Here is a 20,723-nt window from a genome sequence, read left to right as displayed (position 1 = left end):
TGAGCAATGTTTTAAGGAGGCTCTACCACTAAAATAGTTCTCGAATTATGGCAGGTTTAGTAATAGACTTCGCGCTATGACCTAGGTCACAGAAAAAGGCTCAGGTCAGATTTGAAGCATCCATAAAAATATAAAAGAGCTGCCATAGCCCCCTAAGGAATCACCAACATGGCCTTGAAAGATGCAATGCCTTCAGTACTACTAGAAAATGTCGTTAACCTTATTAATTCTAAAGTGCCTCATTCACAAGCAAAACAAGTAGAACAGTTTGCTACTTGCCTATACGCGCATATGTCGAAAGACGATCTCAATGCCCGTAATGACAGTGACCTTTATGGTGCTGTTTTGAGTCAGTGGAATGCCCTTAATAAAACCTCCGTCGGGGAAGGGCACATTCGTGTGTTTAACCCGAGCCAATCGAAGCATGGTTGGGAATCGACCCATTCGATCATTGAGATCATTCAACCCGATATGCCTTTCCTAGTCGATTCTGTCGGCATGGCAATTAATCGACTCGGTATTACGGCGCACATGATGCTCCATACCCCAATGGCTATTGAGCGCAAAGATGGCTCAGTCATTCAAGTCAGTTATAGCGCTGACGAACAAGCTGATGTTGATAAAGTTGCCGTCTTTTTGATTGAAATTGATAGACAGAGTAGCGAAGCGGATATTAAAGCCTTAACCAAAGAGATTGAGTCGATAATTGCGGACGTCGCAATATCGGTCAAAGATTGGAATGCAATGTCGGCCAAGTTGGGCGAGACGATTACTGAACTGGCTAACCGTCCTTATCCTGGTACTAAAGCAGAGTTAAGTGAAGCGACTAAATTTCTCGATTACCTCAATAACCACCACTTTACCTTATTAGGTTATAGACGTTACGATTTACGTAAAGTGGAAGGTGATTTAGAGCTCGTTGCAGATAAGACAACAAGCTTGGGCTTGATGACTAAATCGGCAAAAGCCAATACTGAAACCGGTCTATTACTGTCTAACTTCTCTGAAAGTGCCCGCAAAGAAGCGCTTGATACAAGTTTGTTGGTATTGACTAAAAGTAGTGAAAAGAGCCGAGTTCATCGTCCAGCCTATGTCGATTATATTGGTGTTAAGCGTTTTGACGATAATGGTAATGTTATTGGCGAAGATCGTTTTATCGGTTTGTACGCCTCTAACTTATATAACCGTAGCCCGCGTGAAATCCCATTGCTTGCAGAGAAAGTACAGCGCGTGCTTGACCGTTCAGGACTAACACCTCGTTCTCACGATTATAAAGCATTAATGCATATTCTTGAGACGTTACCCCGTGATGAGTTAATCCAGGCAAATGTAGAAGAACTAGCCCGTATTGCACACGGTGTACTTGAGATGCAAGACCGAGACAAGCTAAAATTATTTGTCAGAAAAGATGGCTTTGGTCGATTCTTATCTTGCTTAGTATATGTGTCTAAAGACCGTTACAACACTAAGCTACGTGAAGATACCCAACGGATTTTAGCTCAGCATTTTAATAGTAGTGAAGATGTTGAGTTTACAACATATTTCTCAGAGTCAACCTTGGCTCGTACTCATTACATTATCAAAGTTGATAACAATAATATGGATGTTGATGTGGCAGCGATAGAGAATAATTTGACTGAAGCAGCTCGTTCTTGGGAAGACAAACTGGGCAGTGCTTTAATTAGTGCTCAAGGTGAAGAAATTGGCACAAGCTTGGTTAAGCGCTACGTAAATGCGTTTCCTCGTAGCTATAAAGAAGATGTACTACCCAGTTCTTCTGTCGTTGATATTCAACAGCTTGAAGCATTAGATGACAATCATAAACTGGGCATGCTGTTTTATCAGCCACAGGAAACGGCGCTTAAAAATAGTAAAGTGCGTTTAAAGTTATTCCATAAAGATGAACCGATCCACCTTTCTGACGTGTTACCTATGTTGGAAAACTTTGGCTTACGTGTCATTAACGAACGTCCATATGAAGTCATAAATGCTGACGGTGCGACTTATTGGATCCTGGATTTCCTCATGACAACACAAGCTGTTGCCACTGACAATTTAGCTGATAGCCAAGAGCGATTCCAAACTGCACTGTCGCAAGTGTGGAAAAAAGAGCTTGAAGATGATGGTTTTAACCGCTTGATACTATCAACCGGTTTGACGGGTCGTGAAGTGTCTGTATTGCGAGCTTACGCTAAATACATGCGTCAAATTGACTCTACCTTTAGCCAAGCTTACATCGAAGAAACGTTTTCTAGCTATCCTCAAATAGCTGATTTACTCGTTAAAATGTACATTCGAAAATTTAATCCAAAGTTGAAGACGCGTACACTAAACAAGTTTATTGAGCAGATCGATCTTCGCCTCGATGACGTTTCAAGCTTAGATGACGACAGAATTATTCGCCGCTATCTTGATTTAATCAATGCAACAAATCGTACTAACTTCTATCAAGTTAGTGCTTTAGGTAGCGCAAAATCATATATCTCCTTCAAGTTCGCACCAGAACTTATCCCTGAGATGCCAAAGCCATTACCTAAGTTTGAAATCTTCGTTTATTCACCTCGGGTTGAAGGTGTACATCTACGTGGCGGTAAAGTGGCTCGTGGTGGATTGCGTTGGTCTGACAGAAGAGAAGATTTCCGAACTGAAGTGCTTGGCCTTGTAAAAGCACAGCAAGTTAAGAATACGGTAATTGTTCCTGTGGGTGCTAAAGGCGGTTTTGTTTGTAAGCAACTGCCAACAGACGGCGGCCGTGAAGCCTTTTTTGCCGAAGGACAAGAGTGCTATCGTCTATTCATTCGTGGCTTACTCGACATTAGCGATAACATTATTAATGGCGAACTTGTAGCCCCTATAAATGTGGTTCGACACGATGAAGATGATCCATATTTAGTCGTTGCAGCCGATAAAGGTACGGCGACGTTCTCAGATATTGCCAACGAAATCGCTGACGAATACAACTTCTGGCTTGGCGATGCGTTCGCTTCTGGTGGTAGTAACGGTTATGACCATAAGAAGATGGGAATTACAGCACGTGGTGCATGGGAATCTGTTAAACGTCATTTCCGTGAAATGGGCGTTAATTGCCAAACAACAGACTTTAGCTGTTTAGCTGTCGGCGACATGGCAGGTGATGTATTTGGTAATGGCATGTTGTTGTCTAAGCATATTCGCTTAGTTGCTGCTTTCAACCACATGCATATCTTTATTGACCCTAATCCTGACGCTGTTAGCAGCTATGTCGAACGTGAGCGTTTATTCGCATTACCTCGTTCAAGCTGGGAAGATTACAACGCTGAGTTAATCTCGAAAGGTGGCGGAATATTCCTGCGTTCTGCGAAGTCTATTCCACTCTCTGCAGAAATGAAGAAGATGTTAGGCACTCAAAAAGCCTCAATGCCCCCCCTTGAGTTACTCAAAGAGTTACTCAAAATGCAGGTTGATTTGATCTGGAATGGCGGTATTGGCACTTATGTTAAGGCCACAAGAGAAACACATGCAGAAGTTGGCGATCGCGCCAATGATTCTATCCGTGTTAACGGTAACGAAGTTCGAGCCAAAGTTGTTGGTGAAGGCGGAAACTTAGGCTGTACTCAATTAGGTCGTATTGAATATTGCGCTAATGGCGGCCGCATGAATACCGACTTTGTTGATAACGTGGGTGGTGTTGATTGCTCTGATAACGAAGTAAACATTAAGATTTTACTTAATGCGTTAGTGGCTGATGGCGAAATGACCGTTAAACAACGTAACCGCTTGTTAGTAGATATGACGGATGAAGTTAGCCGTATCGTTCTGCAAGACTGTAAAGATCAGACGCGTACTATCTCTGTTACTCAGGTGCGTGGTGCTGAGCAATTAAAAGATCAAATTCGTTTTATCCATTACCTCGAAAAAGAGGGTAAGTTGGACAGAGCGCTTGAGTTCTTACCTAATGAAGACGAGCTTGCTGATCGTTTAGTTAATGGCAAGTCACTGACTCGTCCAGAGCTTTCTGTACTCGTTGCTTACGCTAAGATGGTGCTTAAAGAGCAATTGTTGACCGTTGAAATCACGGAAGATAGCTTCTTAAGTCAGTTATTGGTTGCCTATTTCCCGCAGCAACTTCAAGAAAAGTACACGGTCAATATGGCGGCTCATCCACTGCGCGGTGAAATTATTGCTACTTCATTAGCGAATGAACTCGTTAATGACATGGGTCTTAATTTTGTTCAACGTATGCAAGATGAGACAGGTGCCTCAGTAGCTGAAGCTGCCATTTGTTACACTATGGCTCGCGAAGTGTTTGGTTTGGCTGATTTAACTAAATCAATTACTGATCTAAATGGCATTATCCCAGCTGTTGTACAGTGCGAAATGTTACATCAGTTACGACGCAATATTCGTCGTGCTAGCCGTTGGTTCTTACGTCATCGTAACCGTAACCTAAATATTGAACAGACTATTGAATTCTTTAGACCCGTCTTTGATGAGCTTAAAGCAAATGTGCATCAATATATGGTTAACGATGAAGTTGCAGGCATACGCGCAGAGTCTGATGCACTGATTAAAGAAGGTGTACCAGAAGATGTAGCGATGGTCGTGGCTAACGTGAGCACGTTATTCTCCGCGTTAGATATTGCACAAATTTGTGATCTCGAGGCCAAGCCAGTTCCCTTGGTTGCGGAAACTTACTTTAAGTTAGGCGCTAGTGTTGATCTACATTGGTTCCTCGAACAAATTAGTGCACAACCGGTAACGAATCATTGGCAAGCACTGGCAAGAGCTGCATTTAGAGAAGAGCTTGATTGGCAACAGCGTTCACTGAGTTCAGTTGTCTTGAGAACTTGTACTGAAAGCTGTGATGCTAGCAAGATCATTTCAGAATGGATTGAATCAAATCAAGGCTTGTTGGAACGATGGTTCCATATGCTGGCTGATTTCAAGACTTCGCAAAGCCATGAGTTTGCTAAGTTCTCTGTAGCCCTACGTGAACTTAATCTTTTGATCCTTCATTGTGAAGGTCAAAAGTAATCTGATATAAATCAGAAGCCCTGGCAAATGCCGGGGCTTTTTTCGGTCTAGGAGAAAACATGTTTTATAAAATCGCACAAAAGTTCATGTTTCAGATGGATCCTGAATTGGCGCATAATTTCGCTATCGGCAGTTTAAAATCCACAGGCAATTCACCACTAAACTGCTTCTATGCGCAAAAGATAAAACCTGCACCAGTCACTATGATGGGCCTGACATTTCCAAATCCAGTCGGCTTAGCGGCGGGAATGGATAAAGATGGTGAATGTATTGATGCATTTTATGCGATGGGATTTGGTCACGTTGAAGTCGGTACCGTTACGCCACGTCCTCAAGCAGGTAATGACCAACCCAGGTTGTTTAGACTTAAACCTGCTAAAGCGATTATTAATCGTATGGGTTTTAACAACAAAGGCGTAGATAGTCTGGTTGTGAATCTGAAAGCGGTTAAATCAGCAGCAATGGTCGGTGTGAATATAGGTAAGAACAAAGACACCCCCGTTGAGCAAGGAAAAGATGATTATTTGATCTGTATGGATAAAGTTTATCCATATGCAGCGTACATTGCGGTTAATATTTCTTCACCCAATACGCCCGGTTTACGATCGCTACAATATGGTGATCTGCTCGATGATCTTTTAGGATCACTTAAGCAGAAGCAGAAGGATCTTGCAGAAAAGCATGGGAAATATGTACCAATAGCATTAAAAATCGCACCAGACCTTTCAATCGAAGAGATTGAAAAGATTGCAGATTCACTTATTCGTAATGAATTTGATGCGGTAATTGCCACCAACACAACCTTAACTCGTGATGGGGTTAGTGGTTTGCTCAATGCAAACGAAGCCGGTGGTTTAAGTGGTAAGCCACTGAATTCATTGTCGACAGTGGTAATAAAGCAATTGTCAGATTGTCTTAAAGGACAAGTGCCTATCATTGGGGTTGGTGGTATTAATAGTGCAGCCGATGCTTTGGATAAATTAGATGCGGGTGCTCAAATGGTGCAGATTTATTCTGGATTTATTTATCAAGGTCCACAATTAATAAAAGAAATTGTTGAAGCATACCGTATAAAATAACAGCAATAGCATGGTTGATTAATTAATCGATCATAAAACGATCATTTAGATCTCGCAATAGATCCAGATGATCGTTTTTTGTTTTATATGATCGTAATGTTTAGTTTAAATTTATTTTGATATTGATGAAATTTTCATCTATTATTCAATTGTATCTAAATAAAGGTAAACATTATGTTATTAATGCCAAAAAGGGATTGGCAATGGGGATATAACGAAACATATGGTGTATTAACTGTTTCGTTAGGTCGTGATATGGAATTTCTATCACCTTATAAATTAAAGTCCCTAATACCTGATGCCAAAATTACAACTGAATTTAGCGTTGAACATGCTAAGTTCTATATTGCTTTGGTTGACTGTTTATCAAGAACCCTTTCTCTAAACGATGCGCTTATCGTCCAAATAGCATTAAATGCTACTGCTGCACATTTTTTATTAAAACCACAAATGCCTAAGTCTTGGTTTTTCGAAGCATCACACGAATGTGTTTATAGCGATATAGGTAAGATTTTCCAACTGAGAACCTGTGAGCATAGTGTCTCAGCAATGGTTATTGAGTCAGGATTACAAGCATCGCTTATGATGATCTTATCCCCAGAATGCCGCTTAACGGATTCAAAACAATTGACTCAATTCGAAACTATTAAGGTTATGCATAATCGTTTAGCGCCTTTAACTGTTGAGAGAAAAATAAACGTCGCATAATCAATATATGTATCAGCTTTAAAGTTGTAACTCGTTATTTTTTTCTCTATTTAATGCATAAAAAACCGGCAACTGATGTTATTCAGTTGCCGGTTTTTTAATACTGTAAGCTAGTGCTTTAATATGGTAATAAAAGTGGATTAACTTGTTGGGCAACTGATTTCGACAACGCTATTAATTAGAATTTCGTCTACTGGAGTATCATTTCCTTGAGTAGTAACAATACTAATTTGGTCAGCGACTTCCATACCACTAATCACCTGGCCAAATACCGCATAACCGGCACTCGAAGCTGATGCATTTAAGTGTGGGTTATCTAATATATTGATAAAAAATTGCGATGTAGCTGAGTTGGGATTATCGGTTCGTGCCATTGCAACTGTACCGCGATCATTACTTATGCCAACACTCGCTTCGTTAATAATCGGGTCATTGGTAGGCTTAAAAACAAGCCCTGTGGTGAAACCTCCACCTTGGATCATAAAGTTGTTAATGGTTCGATGAAAAAGAGTGGCATTGTAAAAGCCTGTATCGACATACTCCTTAAAATTCTGTCCTGTAACCGGCATATTGGTTAGATCAACTGCCAGAGTCATATCGCCTTTAGTCGTTGACATTAAATAACACACATCTGCTTTTAGCTCTGGTACTACTTTTGGTGGCTCTGGGCTATCTGAACTCTCAGAGCCACAAGCGACAATGGTTAGACAGGCTAGTAGTGGGAACAGCTTTTTCATATTTAGACCTTATTATTATGGTTTGTAATTCAGAGCAAGGGTGAGGATCCATTTTGATGATTTATGTGGCGCATTTGTTGTGTTGGTGTTTTTTATGCAGTTTACATGCTACGGAGTTGTGAGCAATAGAGGATAGCGGCTAGTTACAAAGTGTTGCAGTTTTAGGCAGTTAGACAAATTATGTCTCAATGGTTAATCTGTGCTTTTATTGAACAGTTTGGCGCTTTTTTTTCCGTTACTGACACTAATCTATTTTAGGTTTTCATCGATTAATGCCTCGCACCTCATCGCAAAGCCCTGAAAAACACAAGCGTTTCATTGAAACTCCCACAATATATCGATTTTAAGACAATATCTTTTTATCATTTAGTGGCGCTTACAGGTATAATCACCAACTAATTTTTATTCAGTGTCTATCTATCGATGTTAAAATTTTTTGCTGCAGCTCCTCGGGGCTACGAATACGCGTTATCGCTTGAATTAGCGGAGCTTGGCGCTTCAGATATCAAAGAAAGTGTCGCGGGGGTTTATTTTTCTGCTTCTCTAGAACTTGGTTATCGGATCACCTTGTGGTCGCGACTAGCCAGCAGAATCATTTTAGTGATCTATAAAGGTCCGTGTGAATCTCCAGAACAGCTCTACAATGCCGCTTATGGTATTGACTGGCAGATGCAGTTCTCTAATCGTAGTACTTTCAGTGTTGATTTTCATGGCATGGGTGGTTTTATTAATAATACCCAATTTGGTGCTTTGAAGATTAAAGATGCGATTGTTGACCGTTTTCGTGATGATGATTTTGCGCGTCCCAATGTTGAAAAAATAGATGCAGACTACAAAATTGATGCACATTATCGCCGCGGTGAAATTACCCTCGGCATAAACTTCTCTGGGCCTGCATTGCACAAACGTGGCTACCGTTCAACAACGGGTGAAGCGCCGCTAAAAGAAAACCTCGCGGCAAACATGCTAGTACGCAGTGGCTGGAAAACGTCACCAGTTACCTTGCTCGATCCTTTTTGCGGTAGCGGTACAATCTTGATTGAAGCGGCTATGTTGGCATGTGATATTGCGCCAGGGATCCATCGAGAACGTTTTGGTTTTGAGAAGTGGTTACCTCATAACGATAAAGTATGGCAAGAACTACTCGATGAAGCGCGTGCACGTGCATCGATTGGTAAAACGCGTTGTAAAGTCAAGTTTTATGGCTCAGATATAGACTCAAGATTGGTCTCGTTGGCTAAGCATAATGCCGAAAATGCCGGCGTATCAGAGTTGATTAATTTTGATGTATGTGACGCGTTGAATGTAGCTCCTCCTGAGGCTAGCGGTTATTTAATTACTAACCCGCCTTATGGTGAAAGACTGGGTAATGTGACCTCTTTGCTACAGCTTTACTACCAACTAGGCGATAAGTTTAAAGCTGAGTTTGGTGGCTGGAGCTTGGCAATACTGAATAGCGATGTCGAACTGTTATCAGCGTTAAAGCTTAAAGCCGATAAACAGATGAAGATGAATAACGGCGCACTAGAATGTGCTTTCAATCTTTATACTGTCCACGCAGAGAACACTCGCCGAGTTGATCCGGCGAATATTCAAAGAGACGGTGATGTCAGTGACATTGCGGTACCTTTTGCTAATCGTCTTAAAAAGAACTTTAAACAGTTACAAAAGTGGGCCAAAAAAGAGGGTATCGACAGTTATCGTTTATATGATGCCGACATTCCTGAATACAATGTTGCTATCGATAAGTACCTCGACCACGTGGTTATTTATGAATACGCTGCGCCTTCTGAAATTCCTGAGTCAGTCTCAAAGCGTCGTCTAACCGATGTGCTTATTTCTTTGCCGCATGCGATAGGGATCGATCCAAATAATATTGTTTTGAAAACCCGTGAGCGCAAAAAGGGCACCACTCAATATGAAAAAGTCAGTGTAAACAAGCTTGAATTGATTACTACTGAGTACGGTGCAAAGTTTAAACTTAATCTTAAAGAGTACCTTGATACTGGATTATTTTTGGACCATAGGTTAACTCGTAAGTTGGTTGGCGAAAAATCTAAAGGCCGCAGTGTGTGTAATCTATTTGCTTATACCGGAACAGCTTCGGTTCATGCTGCAATGGGCGGCGCAACTTCGGTCACCACTGTTGATATGTCAAATACCTATATCAATTGGGCGAAAGAGAACTTTGCACTGAATGGTTTGAATGATGATAAATATCAGTTTGTTCAAGCTAACTGTTTACAGTGGATTAAACGTACTCATGACCGCTTTGACCTGATCTTTGTCGATCCACCAACCTTCTCAAATTCAAAGCGCATGGAAGACTCTTTCGATGTGTTGCGCGATCATGTTCCATTGCTCAGTAATTTAATCAAGCTACTTAACCCAGGCGGCGAGATTATTTTCTCGAACAATAAGCGTAAATTTAAGATGGAAATTGCGGATTTAGAAGCGGCTGGTATGAGTGTGAAAAACATTGATAACCAGACGCTACCACTCGATTATAAGCGTAATCCGCAGATCCATAATACCTGGCTTATTACGCATGCCGAGTAAGGCCTGTTCCATTATTTTATATCACACAGATGCCTGCCACCTGTGTGAACTTGCAGCAGGGTTACTTCAACAAACACAAGTAACCTTTGTTGCCCAAGATATTTGCAATAACGATCAATTAGCTGAAGTTTACGGCACTCGCATTCCTGTCATTAAAAAGACAGGGTGTAATAGTGAACTAAACTGGCCATTTGACCTCGAAGCATTAGAAGAATTTTTAGGAGCGTAAGTTGAGTTTAGTACGTATAAATAACGGCTCTTTAGCCTACGGTTATACCCCGTTATTAAAAAAAGCTGATTTCACAATTGAACCTGGTGAACGTGTTTGTATTGTAGGCCGAAATGGTACTGGTAAATCCAGTCTTATGAAGGTACTAAGTGGCGATGTACTGCTTGACGAAGGTGAATTTAATATTGCAACCGACGTCAAAGTCAGCCGCTTACAGCAAGATCCACCCAAAGCTGAGCAGGGAACTGTTTATGCTTATATTGCAGCAGGCTTAAAAGAGGTTGGTGAAAAACTAGAACGTTATCATCAGCTCTCTCATGATGTTGCAACAGCGTCTCCCAACGAAATGGATCGAATGCTGAAGCAGATGGAAAGGCTTCAAGGCGATATTGATCACTTAAATGGTTGGCAGTTAGACAGTCGTATTAACCAGAATTGCGAACTATTAGGCTTAGATGCGGATGCATCATTGTCCGAGTTATCGGGCGGTTGGCAGCGTAAAGTGGCTTTAGCACGTTCATTGGTTAGCGATCCAGATCTGTTATTATTAGACGAGCCCACTAACCATCTCGATATTGATACTATTGAATGGTTGGAACAGTTCCTACTCAGCTACCGAGGCGCTATCGTCTTTATCAGTCACGATAGAGGCTTTATTGATCGAATGGCAACTCGTATCGTTGATCTTGACCGCGGTATTGCTACCTCTTGGCCTGGCAGTTACCAAGCTTACATCACCGGTAAAGCGGAATGGTTACGAGTAGAAGCGGAGCAGAATGCTCATTTTGATAAAAAGCTTGCAGAAGAAGAGACGTGGATCCGTCAAGGCGTAAAAGCCCGTCGTACTCGAAATGAAGGACGCGTGCGCGCCCTTAAAGATCTTCGTGAAGAACGTATGGCACGTCTTAACCGTCAAGGTGGCGCTAAGATGGCTGTGGCGGACACTGACCGTTCGGGCAAGCTGGTATTTGATATTGAAAATTTAGAATACAACCTTCCTCACAAGAATCTGGTTAAGAACTTTAATTCAACCGTGATGCGTGGTGACCGAATTGCACTTATCGGTCCGAACGGTTGTGGTAAGTCAACGTTAGTTAAACTGCTTATTGGCCAGTTAGAAGCACAGTCTGGTAGTGTAAAAGTGGGTACAAAGCTAGAAATAGCTTATTTTGACCAATATCGTGAAGCTCTTGACCCTGAAAAAACGGTAGAAGAGAACGTTGGTGAAGGAAAGAAAACAGTCACGATTAATGGTCAAGACCGACATATTCTAAGTTATTTACAAGATTTCTTATTTTCACCTATGCGAGCACGAACACCTGTTAAAGCGTTGTCTGGCGGTGAAAAAAATCGTCTGTTACTCGCTCGGTTGTTGCTTCGTCCTGCAAATCTTATTATTCTCGATGAACCGACAAACGATCTAGATATCGAAACGTTGGAATTACTTGAGTCCTTACTTGCTGACTATAAAGGGACCTTGTTACTCGTCAGTCACGATAGAGCATTTATAGACAACACTGTAACGAGCAGTTGGTGGTTTACAGGTAATGGTGGTTGGAGTGAGTATGTTGGTGGTTACCAAGATGCGGTATCCCAGGGCGCTAAATTTTATTCTGAGGAACCTCAGGAGATAAAGAATGTCCAAACTGCAGTTGCTGAGAAAAAGCCAGTAGCGGTCGTGAAACCGGTAAAAAAATTATCGTTTAAAGTACAAAAAGAATTAGAATCATTACCTGCAATGATGGAAAAGTTAGAGCAGGAACTAGAAGCATTGCAAAGTATTATTAGTGGTCCTGACTTTTATGCACAGGAACAAAAAACAGTAAATGAGAAGTTAAAGACTTTGTCCGATAAGGAAAGTCTACTTGAGAGTTACTTTGAGCGATGGGAAGAGCTCGAGTCATTGAAGTAAGCTAAAAATAAAAAAATGGGAAGTGAGTTCATGAAGTTTAAGTTGGAAAAAACCCTATCCTTAGTGGCTGTAGGCGTATTAAGCGTGCTTCAAGGTGCACAAGCTGCACCTGTATATGAAATAAAAAATATCGACGCTGATACGTTTAACCTAAATGGTACGATCGAAAATACCCGTAACGGTTATGGCATGTCGGTTAATAACAATAATGAAGCAGTTGGCGCCGCTAAGGGTAAAAAGAAACTCAATGTCGATGAAGGTGATGATGGTGTAATCGACATTGAAGACGGTGTTTCCGATGCTGAAACCATTACTTACTCCGTTAATTTGCCCATTCTAGCCAATAATTTCACGTTTACCTCAATTGAAAATGACGCAGCAACCCCTTGGTTGCCAACATTTGAAAGCGTAAACGGCACTACTGCACCGACTTTTCCAGAAGTTGATCCTGTTAACTCAGTTGATACTTTTTACTACGGCATTAATGATGCCAAAGTAAAAGTAGGCGAAATGACGGCTGCCGAACAAAAAGTAGATTACTCGGGCTCAAGCACTACCCAAGAGTATTGGTATTATCGTGAATATGAACAGCGTGGTTTTGTTAAATCTGGCACTGATACAGAAATTGCCTTAATTCCACCCTATTTTGAGTATGTTTCTAAGCAAGACAGTGGCGATGTTACGGTTAATGTGGGTGGTTTTTCGAGTGCGACGGCAGTCAATAGTGCCAATATGGTTACTGGCTATGCCAGTACTGATATTAGTAAAAACAGTGCCAGCATTATAGATTCATGTGTATCGAACAACAGCGAAACAGCTCCCACTGATATTTGTGTTCAGAATAGACAATATCCAAAGAGTAATGGCCTTAGAGATATACAATATCAAACACGCGGCTATGTTTGGCGTTACGACGCAGGTGCTATTACTGAGGAGTTTCTTTTACCTTTGGGACTCGAAACCACTAACGATGGCGTTTATATTGGCCAAGGTTTAGGGATCAATACTGAGGGTGTCGTTGCTGGCCGTTCACATGTTTACCGCAAAAATGATAAAGATAGATTGTATTTTGATGCCGCCTATTGGACTCAAGGTGCTGATGGTAGTTACCAATACAACTGGGTCGACGTCGATACAGTGAAAGATGTGACTTCATCTATCGCTTATGACATTAATGACAATGGTATATTGGTCGGTAGCTATAATAAGTATATAGAAGGTTATCGCAGAGATAAGTTCTTCTATATCGATACCAGTGATGCTAATGCTGAGCTGATAACCCCGTTTGATTTCTATAACAACGTGTCTGATCTGTCGAGTCGTGGTCGCGATATCAACAACAATGGGCAAGTCGTTGGTTATATTGAAACGACTCATGATAAAGAAAAACCGCGGCCAAAAGCGGGCTTCCTTTATGATATCGCCAAAGATGAGTTTACAAATCTGAATGAATTGTTGACTTGTGAGTCTAAAGGCTTCGAAAAAGACGATGCGGGTAAATGGATCCGCAATAAAGTTGAAGTTGAAGATGGCTCTGGAAAAACGTTAACTTACAATAGCGAAATCGTTATAGTTGAAGCTAACAGCATTAATGACAGTGGCACGATTGTTGGCACAGCCTTTATTCGTAAACCGTCGTATAAATTTGATACGGACGGTAACTTAGTTATTGGTGACAATGGATTACCATTCTTCGAGCTTAATGGTTATGGCGATCCAGTTACTTCTTTCTTACCTCGTATGATGGTTCTGCAGACTTCTGGTGCTGAAATTACTGATGAATGGAAAGCGGCTAACAACTGTATTGATGAAAGTGGCGAAAGTGGCGACTATGAAAGAAAAGGGGCAGCGAGCCTCGGATGGTTGTTAATGTTACCGCTGGTTTGGTTGAGACGCAGACGGAAATAGATGAGTAGACTAAATCGAGGCAAATGCCTCGATTTTTTTTATTTTTATTTTTATCCCACAACTCAATAGCTTAATATTTGACCGTCGGAATGGTCGCATTTTTTGATTGATCTCTACCGCAAAAAGTTTTATTCATAGTGCTGAAGCATTAGAGCTTCAATCATTATGGAAGAGAGGACGCTTGCATGAAGAGACAAAAAAGAGATCGATTAGACAGAGCTTTTTCGAAAGGTTTTCAGGCTGGAGTTGGGGGCCGTTCTAAAGAGATTTGTCCATATTCGACACTCGACTCAAAATCACAATGGCTTGGTGGTTGGCGAGAAGGTATTGATGATAGGTTAAGCGGTTTGTTTAATAAGTAACGTTTATCTAATATTAAACATGAAAAAAAGCCCTCATAGTTGAGGGCGTTGTTTATCTTTAATACTATAACTTGGCGCTTAGAAGCTTGAGGTGTCAGTAAAAATACCGACTTTTAAATCTTTTGCGCTGTAAATTTCACGACCATCCACTTCCATGGTGGCATCTGCAATGCCCATCACTAACTTGCGGTACACTTTACGTTTAATCGTTAGTTTATAGGTCACTTTTTTAGCATCTGGTAGCACTTGACCAGTGAACTTCACTTCACCTACGCCCAATGCACGGCCTTTACCTTCCGCGCCTTCCCAACCAAGGAAAAAGCCAACAAGCTGCCACATAGCATCTAAGCCTAGGCAACCCGGCATAACCGGATCTGATGCAAAATGACAGTCGAAAAACCAAAGGTCAGGATTAATATCTAGCTCAGCTACAATTTCACCTTTACCGAATTCACCGCCATCTGCATTAATTTTAAGCACGCGGTCGATCATCAACATATTGTCTTTCGGTAATTTAGGAGAGTTAGGTCCTAAAAGGGTACCAAGTCCACAGGCGACTAGGTCTTCTTTTGTAAAACTGTTTGCGTTACTCATTATATTTAATTCTCCAGCTATTTGAGCCTCCAAGGTTAGCGAACACGTGTACGCTAAACAACTCCGATCAGCTAGAAAATGATAATTTTTCGCGAAGCCTCACAAAAAAAGACTTATCTTCGTCTTGATAACCTGCCAAACTTTCTAATCTAGCCTGCACTAAGCCATAAAGTGAGTCATCAGGAAACTGGTTGTCTTTGTCTGCGGTACCGGCCGGGGTCTGCATTAAAATTTCAGCGGCTTCATCAATGTGTTTAACTTGATACAGCGTAAAGAGCCCTTGATGAACGGCATCAATAACAGATTGCTTGAGGTTCAATTGCTGCATATTAGAGCAAGGAATAATGACACCTTGATTACCTGTTAAACCACGGCGTTGACACAGCTTAAAAAAACCTTCAATTTTTTCGTTAACACCGCCAATAGCTTGTACATTACCGAATTGATCAATCGCACCGGTTGCTGCCAGGCTTTGTTTTATCGGCTTTTCTGAAATTGCGGAGATTAAGCTGCAATACTCTGCAAGAGAGGCACTGTCGCCATCGATCTCTTGATAAGATTGTTCGAACACAATATTGGCATTGAGATGTAAAGGTGCATCTTTACCAAAAATACGATACAAGCAGGAAGACAATATCATCATTCCTTTAGCATGAATGTTACCGCCGAGTTCTGATTTTCGCTCAATATCGGCGACTTCTCCATCACCATAATGCACTGACGCGGTAATCCTTGCGGGTTCTCCATAACTGTATTCAGCATTTTCTATGACGGTTAACCCATTTATTTGGCCAATCATTTCATCTTGGGTGGGGAGACTGATAAATAGATCGTCAAAGTTCTGCTCTGAAAGCTTCTCTGAGGCGTTGTGACGTTGATTAAACATATCGATACTATGTTGGAATGCCTTGATATCGATATGTCGTGTATGCGCGTATGCGCTAGCTTGAACTAATAACTGCTCAATGTTGATAGACATCAAACTTAATCGTTGTTGATGATCGGCAAGTCTGGCGCTGTATTCAAACAATGCCAATCTTGCTTGTTGATCTAAAGTCAGATTAAGATCGTTTAAAATGCAGTTTAACCATTGGTCGTATTCAACCAGGCTGACTTCATTTAAGTCAACTTCGTTGATGAGCTCCCCCAAAAGAGGGAAATGATTTGAAAAACTAGGTTCACCTAACCAGCAGTGACCATATTGGTTACTAGAACCAATGAGGATGATTTTGCAGTTTAAAGAAAGGGCAGGAAGGCTCGAATGCACCTGGTACTCTTTCTTATCGAGGATCTCAAGCAGCAACTCCCATAGCGCTTCACGTTTCCAGATAGAATCAGCACACACAAATAGGTAATGACAGTTGGCAAGAGCCCCCGCTTTATACTGCTTGGTGTTTTCATCATAACGACCAACAAGATCATGCTTCTTGATCGTACCAGAAAGGTATTGATATTGAGTTTGTTTGGTCGCAATAACGGTGTCATTAGAAGTGACTTCGGCCTCAAGCCAAGCGGTAGTGTTGTCTTGTAGTATAAGGCGTTTATTTGGGAATACGCCTTCTGTATGAACAAGTGCATTGATGATGTATTTACGATTACAGCCAGAAAAATCGGCTAAATACATATGCTGGTCGTGAGTGCGGCCTAAAAGTTTGAATGCATCACGCACACGCGATTGACCGATTAGCCGCATCTCTGGTGAACTTTCATTAACTAAATCCGCAGGTAATGTAAATTGCGGTTTAAGTGCAGCTGTGGGAATAATGTTTGAGTTCATATATATCATGTAAGTTTTTCTACTAAATCGATATTACCATAGTATTGCTGCTAGCTATCAAGTAAGTCTGTATTAGTCGTCACCATAACATTCTGAGCGCGAGTGCTGCTGATAGGAGGAAGAACCACCAATTTGACTGTAAGATAGGCAGTTGTGCCGTTACACGAAAATTATCAAGTATTTGGTATTTACAATTAAAGCTTAAACGCCTAGTATCTACGGCGTTCGGAGAGATGGCAGAGTGGTCGAATGCACCGGTCTTGAAAACCGGCATGGGTTTGTAGCCCATCTAGGGTTCAAATCCCTATCTCTCCGCCACATTAAAGAAGGCAGCCTAATAGGCTGCCTTTTTGCTTTCTGGCTAACTCATTGTTATTGAAAGCGATATACATTATTGTCATGTTGGCGCTTGTGTAAAATTATCTTTCTAATTTGAAGTATATGGGCTAAATTAGACTGAATAAGTTAGCTTGATTCTAGTTTGATTCAAGCCAGATTCATTTTAAGGTAGAGCAGCTTTGATATCAGTATATTTGGTCGATGACCATGAGCTCGTACGCACCGGTATTCGACGGATTTTAGAAGACGAACGTGGAATTAAAGTCGTAGGTGAGGCCGGTGACGGAGAGACCGCGGTTCAATGGTGTCGTAAAAACGAAGCTGATGTCATTTTAATGGACATGAATATGCCGGGTATTGGGGGCTTAGAAGCCACTCGTAAAATACTCAGATTTCAAGCGCATGCTAAAATTATCGTACTGACGATACATACTGAAGATCCTTTTCCCACTAAAGTGATGCAAGCAGGAGCGTCTGGTTATCTAACCAAAGGGGCTACCTCGCCGGAAGTGATGCAAGCTATTCGACAAGTGGCACATGGACAGCGTTACTTATCGCCAGAAATTGCTCAGCAAATGGCGCTGAGTCAATTTAATCAGTCGGAAGACAATCCATTTAAAACCCTTTCTGAAAGAGAACTGCAGATCATGTTGATGATCACCAATGGTGAAAAAGTCAGTGATATTTCAGAGCAACTCAACTTGAGTCCCAAAACGGTTAACAGTTATCGCTATCGTTTGTTCGCAAAATTAGGTATTGGTGGTGATGTTGAACTCACTCGATTAGCCATACGCTATAAAATGCTCGATACTGGCCAGTTCTAATTAGAGTCTATAGATAAATAAAGAGCGTATGACAGCAGCGTTTAATTCAGATGAGTTTTTGCAAACGGTGACATCTTCGCCTGGTGTTTACCGGATGTATGATGTTGCAGATACCGTTATTTATGTCGGTAAAGCAAAAGATCTTAAAAAGCGGTTATCTTCCTATTTTCGTAAAAATTTAGCCAATGTAAAAACTCAAGCATTGGTATCAAGAATCGTCAATATCGATGTCACAGTCACGCACAGTGAAACCGATGCTCTCATTCTAGAAAACGATTATATAAAGCAGTACATGCCTAAATATAATGTACTGCTTAGAGATGATAAGTCCTATCCCTATATTTTATTAAGTAACCATAAGCACCCAAGGCTCTCTTATCACAGGGGTCCTAAAAGAGATAAAGGCCAATATTTTGGACCTTATCCTAATGGTGGCGCTGTGCGTGAGAGTTTGCATCTACTGCAAAAAATATTCCCAATTCGTCAATGTGATGATTTGTATTACAAAGCAAGATCTCGTCCTTGCTTGCAGTATCAAATTGGTCGTTGTAGTGCACCGTGCGTAGATCTTATATCGCCTAAAGACTATCAAGAACAAGTCACATTAGCTGGGCTGTTTTTAAAAGGTAAAGATCAACAGGTTACCAAAGCACTTGTCGAAAAGATGGAGCAAGCGGCCAGTGAACTCCATTATGAAGACGCCGCTCGTTACCGAGACCAGATCACAGCGCTAAGGCGAGTTGCGGAGCAACAAGAGGTATCTCACTCTTCTGGTGATATGGACGTGATAGGTGTTCACTTCGCATCTGGAGTGGCTTGTTTTCATCTGTTGTTTATTCGTGAAGGAAAGATTTTTGGTAGCCGAAGTTACTATCCAAAAGTGCCGGTTGATACGGAATTGTCTGAAGTGTTACGCGCCTTCATGTTTCAATTTTATCTTAATTCGGACAGCCAACGAATAACGCCTAAAGAGATCCTTGTCAGTGACGCTTTTGAAGAGCAAGGGCAACTTGCTGATGCCATTAAAGCTGCTCAAGAAAAAAAAGTAGATATAAAGAGTCAAGTGCGAGGCGAACGTGCCCGTTTCTTGCGATTAGCGCTAACCAATGCGACCAATGCGGTTAATACCAGGCTGTCACATAAGAATACCGTTGAGCAACGCTTCTTGTTACTAGAAGAAGCGATTGAAGTCAGTCATAAAATACAGCGAATGGAATGTTTTGATATCAGCCACACCATGGGGGAAAGTACGGTTGCTTCTTGCGTTGTATTTAACAGAGAAGGTCCGCACAAAGCCGATTACCGTCGTTATAATATAAATGGCATTACTCCCGGGGATGACTACGCTGCAATGAAGCAAGCCATTAGTCGCCGTTTTGATAAGGTTGTTAGTGGTGGCAAGATACCTGATATTTTGTTTATTGATGGCGGAATAGGGCAGTTACGCATCGCCCAAAAGATAGTAGATGAGAAATTTGTTGCGTTAGATCACGCGCCTACATTAATTGGTGTTGCCAAAGGGGAAGGCAGAAAACCTGGCCTTGAAACATTGATCTATGGCGAAAATGAAGTGTCTTTTTCCCTGCCCGCAGATTCCGGTGCCCTACACTTGATCCAACAAATACGTGATGAGTCACACCGCTTTGCGATTACAGGGCATCGTAATAAACGGCAGAAAACCCGCAATACCTCTTCACTAGAATCTATTGAAGGAGTGGGGCCTAAAAGACGTAAGGCATTATTGCAACATTTAGGCGGTTTACAGGAAGTTAAGGGGGCGAGCGTAGCAGAATTGGGAAAAGTACCTGGTATCAGCTTAGAAATGGCACAAACAATACATGATGCATTGCGAGGGTAGTAAAATTAAGGCAAGATTAGCGCAGATTTTGAATTCTAGGTTTTATAATGCCGTTTAACATTCCTATTGCGTTAACACTTTTCAGGTTGTTACTGTTACCAGTGTTTATCGTTCTTTTTTACATGCCTGACAGTTGGGCCCTTTTCGCCGCAGCTTTTGTTTTCTGGTTAGCCGCGGTTACCGATGCGCTCGATGGATACGCTGCACGAAAACTAAAACAATCGACTCGATTTGGTGCTTTCCTTGACCCCGTAGCTGACAAAATCATGGTGACCACTGCATTAGTTCTGCTAGTGGCTCAATACGATAGTGTGTGGTTGACATTACCGGCATTATTTATGATTGGCAGGGAGATTGTTATTTCTGCTTTAAGAGAGTGGATGGCTGAAATAGGTAAACGAGGCACAGTAGCCGTCTCTTGGATCGGTAAATATAAAACAGCGGCACAGATGACTGCGATTACAGGATTAATATGGCAGCCAAACGATTTTATTACTTATAGTGCATTTGGTTTGTTTTATGTTGCTGCAGTTCTCACTTTTTGGTCAATGATGAGCTATATACTTGCCGCTTGGGGCGATTTAACAGCCGAGTAGCTCGTTTTAAAATCAATGAGATTAATTAGTGCGCAAGCAGTTGTTTATCTCTAAATATAGCGTTGACTCTTCGATATAAATCGGTAGAATGCCATTCCGTAGTCAAGGGGAAGCGAACTAAGCAAGAACTAGATTACAGATTAAATTGAAACGCGACATTAGCTCAGTTGGTAGAGCGATACCTTGCCAAGGTATAGGTCATCAGTTCGAACCTGATATGTCGCTCCA

Annotated in this window: 14 protein-coding genes and 2 tRNA genes; 13 read left to right on the top strand and 3 right to left on the bottom strand. The window is 41.4% G+C overall.

All coding sequences use genetic code 11. The features are described from left to right. Positions 1-168 precede the first annotated feature (168 nt). The 3 genes from CXF83_RS13910 (at position 169) to CXF83_RS13900 (ending at position 6,800) form a co-directional block, all read left to right on the top strand. Positions 169-5,013: an NAD-glutamate dehydrogenase gene (locus tag CXF83_RS13910; protein ID WP_101091027.1), complete on the top strand. Its 4,845-nt coding sequence runs from the start codon at positions 169-171 to the stop codon at positions 5,011-5,013. A gap of 59 nt (positions 5,014-5,072) precedes the next feature. After that, positions 5,073-6,092, top strand: a complete 1,020-nt coding sequence (gene pyrD, locus CXF83_RS13905; RefSeq protein ID WP_101091026.1) for a quinone-dependent dihydroorotate dehydrogenase — start codon at positions 5,073-5,075, stop codon at positions 6,090-6,092. A gap of 174 nt (positions 6,093-6,266) precedes the next feature. Beyond that, the gene (locus CXF83_RS13900) at positions 6,267-6,800 is read left to right on the top strand and encodes a cell division protein ZapC (protein ID WP_101091025.1); all 534 of its coding nucleotides are present in this window, start codon (positions 6,267-6,269) and stop codon (positions 6,798-6,800) included. Between the two features lie 140 nt (positions 6,801-6,940). Here CXF83_RS13900 and CXF83_RS13895 read toward each other — a convergent pair whose 3' ends face one another. Further along, positions 6,941-7,537 carry a peptidylprolyl isomerase gene (locus tag CXF83_RS13895; protein ID WP_101091024.1) on the bottom strand — a complete coding sequence of 199 codons (597 nt, stop codon included), beginning with the start codon at positions 7,535-7,537 and terminating at the stop codon, positions 6,941-6,943. Between the two features lie 423 nt (positions 7,538-7,960). On the opposite strand from CXF83_RS13895, the gene rlmKL reads away from it, so the two are divergent. The 5 genes from rlmKL to rmf all read left to right on the top strand — a co-directional run bounded on the left by rlmKL (position 7,961) and on the right by rmf (position 14,507). Then, a complete protein-coding gene (rlmKL, locus tag CXF83_RS13890; RefSeq protein ID WP_101091023.1) occupies positions 7,961-10,096 on the top strand; it encodes a bifunctional 23S rRNA (guanine(2069)-N(7))-methyltransferase RlmK/23S rRNA (guanine(2445)-N(2))-methyltransferase RlmL in 2,136 nt (711 codons plus the stop codon). Further along, complete coding sequence (locus tag CXF83_RS13885; RefSeq protein ID WP_101091022.1) at positions 10,086-10,325, top strand: glutaredoxin family protein; 240 nt, start codon at positions 10,086-10,088, stop codon at positions 10,323-10,325. Before rlmKL ends, CXF83_RS13885 begins: the two co-directional genes overlap by 11 nt. Position 10,326: 1 nt before the next feature. Beyond that, complete coding sequence (locus CXF83_RS13880; RefSeq protein WP_101091021.1) at positions 10,327-12,237, top strand: ABC transporter ATP-binding protein; 1,911 nt, start codon at positions 10,327-10,329, stop codon at positions 12,235-12,237. Between the two features lie 30 nt (positions 12,238-12,267). Next, on the top strand, positions 12,268-14,145 hold the full coding sequence (locus CXF83_RS13875; RefSeq protein WP_101091020.1) for a DUF3466 family protein: 1,878 nt from the start codon (positions 12,268-12,270) through the stop codon (positions 14,143-14,145). Positions 14,146-14,330: 185 nt separating this feature from the next. Continuing rightward, complete coding sequence (gene rmf, locus CXF83_RS13870; protein ID WP_101091019.1) at positions 14,331-14,507, top strand: ribosome modulation factor; 177 nt, start codon at positions 14,331-14,333, stop codon at positions 14,505-14,507. A 78-nt stretch (positions 14,508-14,585) separates the two neighbouring features. Here the strand turns inward: rmf and fabA are convergent, their stop codons facing one another. Further along, a complete protein-coding gene (fabA, locus tag CXF83_RS13865) occupies positions 14,586-15,101 on the bottom strand; it encodes a bifunctional 3-hydroxydecanoyl-ACP dehydratase/trans-2-decenoyl-ACP isomerase (protein ID WP_101091018.1) in 516 nt (171 codons plus the stop codon). A 67-nt stretch (positions 15,102-15,168) separates the two neighbouring features. Then, the gene (locus tag CXF83_RS13860) at positions 15,169-16,878 is read right to left on the bottom strand and encodes a S16 family serine protease (protein ID WP_101091017.1); all 1,710 of its coding nucleotides are present in this window, start codon (positions 16,876-16,878) and stop codon (positions 15,169-15,171) included. Between the two features lie 227 nt (positions 16,879-17,105). On the opposite strand from CXF83_RS13860, the gene CXF83_RS13855 reads away from it, so the two are divergent. The 5 genes from CXF83_RS13855 to CXF83_RS13835 all read left to right on the top strand — a co-directional run bounded on the left by CXF83_RS13855 (position 17,106) and on the right by CXF83_RS13835 (position 20,723). After that, positions 17,106-17,196: transfer RNA gene (locus tag CXF83_RS13855), tRNA-Ser, on the top strand. Between the two features lie 200 nt (positions 17,197-17,396). Continuing rightward, the gene (uvrY, locus tag CXF83_RS13850; protein WP_101091016.1) at positions 17,397-18,041 is read left to right on the top strand and encodes a UvrY/SirA/GacA family response regulator transcription factor; all 645 of its coding nucleotides are present in this window, start codon (positions 17,397-17,399) and stop codon (positions 18,039-18,041) included. A gap of 28 nt (positions 18,042-18,069) precedes the next feature. Then, positions 18,070-19,899, top strand: a complete 1,830-nt coding sequence (uvrC, locus tag CXF83_RS13845; RefSeq protein WP_101091015.1) for an excinuclease ABC subunit UvrC — start codon at positions 18,070-18,072, stop codon at positions 19,897-19,899. Between the two features lie 47 nt (positions 19,900-19,946). Then, positions 19,947-20,495 (top strand): CDP-diacylglycerol--glycerol-3-phosphate 3-phosphatidyltransferase, encoded by a 549-nt coding sequence (gene pgsA, locus CXF83_RS13840; RefSeq protein WP_101091014.1) that lies wholly within the window; start codon positions 19,947-19,949, stop codon positions 20,493-20,495. Between the two features lie 152 nt (positions 20,496-20,647). After that, a tRNA-Gly gene (locus tag CXF83_RS13835) sits at positions 20,648-20,723 on the top strand.

Source organism: Shewanella sp. Choline-02u-19 (genome assembly GCF_002836205.1).
Taxonomy (GTDB): domain Bacteria; phylum Pseudomonadota; class Gammaproteobacteria; order Enterobacterales; family Shewanellaceae; genus Shewanella.
This window is presented reverse-complemented; position numbering and strand designations above follow the sequence as displayed.